Below are 3,332 nucleotides of genomic sequence, written 5' to 3' on the forward strand. Positions count from 1 at the left end.
GGGCCGGCGCCGCCGGCGGAGCGGAGCCGCTGTCGTGCTCACCGGGACTCGGGTCAATACCTGGCTCAACGGCGTGCCCTATCGCCCGGGGATGAGGAGAATGACTTCTCACGCTACCGCTCAGAACGCGGTGTCAGCTACGTCACGACAGCCGCGGAAACCGGTTTCGGGCCCGGTCAGGGCGGATGTGTGGGCAGGCACGCAGGCGACATGTGACGCCAATCGCCCCCATCGGGGCCGCTGACGCGTTAATGTCGCCATGGCTTAGAACATGGCAACTTTTCACCGAGAGGGCTAACGGATGAGCGGCTACAAGACCGTGGTGGTGGGCACGGACGGCTCGGACTCTTCGCTGCGTGCCGTCGACCGCGCCGGTCACCTGGCGTCTGGGGAGGGCGCGAAGGTCGTCATCGCCACCGCTTACCTGCCGCACGCGGACGACCCGCGGGCCGCCGACGTCCTCAAGGACGAGGGCTACATCGCCTCGGGCAACGCTCCGATCTACGCCATCCTCAAGGAGGCCAAGGAGCGCGCTATCGCCGCCGGGGCCTACGAGGTGGAGGAGAAGGCTGTGGTCGGCGCCCCGGTCGATGCGCTGGTGGAGCTGGCCGAGTCGGTCAAGGCCGATCTGCTGGTGGTCGGCAACGTCGGGTTGAGCACGATCGCCGGGCGGCTGCTCGGGTCGGTGCCGGCCAACGTGTCGCGGCGCGCCAAGGTCGACGTGCTGATCGTGCACACCACCGGCTAGCCCTTACGGCATCGCCTCGGCCCAGGCGAGATGCCCGCCGAAGCCCAGCGTTTCGGCCATCTCGCGGCAGCGATCGCGGTAGCAGGCATACCCGGCTGCGTCGTCGCGCGCCCTGGCCAGCAGGGCCCGCAGCCGCAGCAGCCAGATATCCCGGATCGCCAGATTCTCTTCGGCAGGGGCGGTCGCCAGGGACTCGATCGCGGCTTCGGCTTCGGCCAGATCGGCTTCGGTGGCCCCGTCCAACAGGGTCTCCACCAGCACGTTGGTCGCGTGAAAGCCCCACCCCAGCAGCTGGCCCTCGCGGACCAGTTGGTCGGCGATGGTGCGGATGAGCGCCAGGGCGTGCTCGCGGTCTCCGCACCGGGCTCTTTCGCGGGCCAGGAAAACCAGGGTGATCGGGAACTCGCCCACCTGGCCGACTTCGGTCAAGATCTGCTGCCCGCGATCGCGCTCGGCGATGGTGGGGCGGTGTAGGAGCGCAAAGCCCAAGCTTTGTCGCGCCTTGTCCAGGGTGTAGTCGTCACCCAAGCGTTCGGCGTGCCGCACGGCTTCTTCGATGGTGCGCACGGCCGCGTCGTCGGCGCGCAACACGCCATAGGCGATCGCGGCCTGGTAGGTGAATGCCACCGCAACGACAAAGGACAACGGGTCGGTGTCGCGGGCCATGGCGAGGGCGCGCTCCTGGTCGTCGCGCCACCCGGGATGCCCCAGGCGCCAGCGTGCGATGGAGCGCTCGGCCAACACGACCGCCAGCGGCGAGCCGAGCAGGAAACTGCCCTTCGTGGGATCACCGTCGGCCAGGTCGATGACGCGTTGTGACCACTCCGCCACGTCATCCCAACCGTCCAGTTCGGTCTTGGCGTAGATGGCCGCGAACGACAGCCCCACGGTCAGGGACGGGTCGCCGATGGAATCCAGCAGCGCCATGGTTTCGGAGGCCAGCTCGGAGGCTTCGTGTACCCGGTCTTGATACACATATCCGATCACCAGACCGGCCATAGCGATCGCCAACGACGGCTTGTCCCCGCCGGCGTCGCACAGCTCGCGCAGTTCCTCGAACCGGGACGGTATGTCGTCCAAGCCTGCGCGCCAAGCGATTCCGCACAGCATGGTGCGCGGGGCGATCCGCATTGCGGTCCGGTCGGGGTCATCGGCGGGTAGCGTGTCGGCGATCTTCTGGGCGCGCTCCCAACTCATTCGTGCCGCGATGATGTCGCGGTTCAATGCCCAGGCCGCCGCGCGCAGATGCCATCCGTAAGCGACGTGTCTCTCCCCGGCGGCTTCCCAATGTCCGGCGATCAGGGCGGCATTGGAGTCGGCCGATGCCTTATCGCGCGATTCGATGGCGGCGGCAAGCCTGCGGTGTACGTCGGCGCGACCGGACTTCAGCTGTGCTTCATAGGCGACCATCCGGATCAGCGGATGCTGAAACGCGTAGTCGGCGTCCGGGTTCGGCGGCGACAGCGGTTCGATCAGTTCGGCGCTGACCAGTTCCTCGATGCACGGATCGACCCCCAGCCCGGCCAGCAGTTCGGCGCTGAAGCGGGACCCGATGACCGCGGCTGCTGCCAGGGCATGTTTGGCCTTTGCGCCGAGCCGGTCGATGCGCGCGGCCAGCGTCGCCTGCAGGGTGGCCGGCACATGGATCTGGGCTGCGGCGGTGCGGCACACATAGCTGCCGCGTTCACCGATCAGCACGCCGCGCTGGGCGAGTTCGCGGGTGATCTCCTCGGCGAACAGCGGGTTCCCCGCCGAGTGATCGGTGATGATCCCGGCGACCTCGAACGCCGAGGGGTCGGTGCCCACCAAATCGGTCACCAGCAGGGAGGTCTCCGGGGTGCTCAGCGGCTCCAGGGTCATCGTCTCAACCCCGGGCACCTGCTGCAGCGTCCCCTGATACTCGGGGCGGCAGGTGATCAGCACCAGCGAGCAGGTGTCGGCGATCACCGTCAGAAAGTCCGCGAGCATGGATTCGCTGACCTCGTCGATCCAGTGCACGTCCTCGACGACGAAGACCGCGGGATGGATGCGGGCCACTTGGGCGGTGTTGACCAGCGCGGTCAGCCGCCGTCGCCGCGCGTCCGGATCGATTTTCGGCAGCTCCACCCCGGGTTCGACGATGCCGAGGAGGTCGTCCAGCAGCAGCATGTCTTCGGGGTCGGCGTCGGGTACCCGGGCCCGCACCGTTGCCCGCATATTCGCGTCGTCGAGACCACCGACCCGGGCCGCGGCGCCCAGCAGGCCGGCGACCACATGGAACGCGACATCGGTGGTGTGCGCCTCGCAGAACGCGGAAAACACCTCGACGCCATGGTCTTTCGCGCACTGCACGACCTCGTCGACCAGACGCGTCTTGCCGATCCCGGCAGAGCCGACCACGCACACCGCCGCCCCGTGCCCGGTGGTGGCCCGGGCCAGCATCGCCTCGAGCGTGGCCAACTGCGACTCACGGCCCACCAACACCGACTCCACGGACCTGTCCTGCTGTCGGCGCGGGATCATGCTCAGCAGCCGCCGTGCCGGCACCGCATCCTCAACGCCCTTGATGCGCACCAGCTCCGGTTCCCCGAGCACCGACACCGCG

2 protein-coding genes are annotated in these 3,332 nt (G+C 68.4%); one reads left to right on the top strand and one right to left on the bottom strand.

Features of this window, described 5'->3' with window-relative positions; genetic code table 11:
* Window positions 1-301 precede the first annotated feature (301 nt).
* Window positions 302-748 (top strand): universal stress protein, encoded by a 447-nt coding sequence (locus A5648_RS00005; protein ID WP_065022573.1) that lies wholly within the window; start codon window positions 302-304, stop codon window positions 746-748.
* Window positions 749-751: 3 nt separating this feature from the next.
* On the opposite strand, the gene A5648_RS00010 is transcribed toward A5648_RS00005, so the two are convergent.
* On the bottom strand, window positions 752-3,332 hold a 2,581-nt coding region (locus A5648_RS00010), incomplete at its 5' end, for an ATP-binding protein (RefSeq protein WP_131810489.1).

The sequence above is a fragment of the Mycolicibacter sinensis genome, assembly GCF_001673565.1.
In the GTDB taxonomy this organism is placed as follows: Bacteria; Actinomycetota; Actinomycetes; order Mycobacteriales; family Mycobacteriaceae; genus Mycobacterium; species Mycobacterium sinense_C.

Bases quoted from the DNA above. Each gene is read 5' to 3' on its own strand.
- A5648_RS00005 (WP_065022573.1), top strand. From the start codon at position 302: ATGAGCGGCTACAAGACCGTGGTGGTGGGCACGGACGGCTCGGACTCT.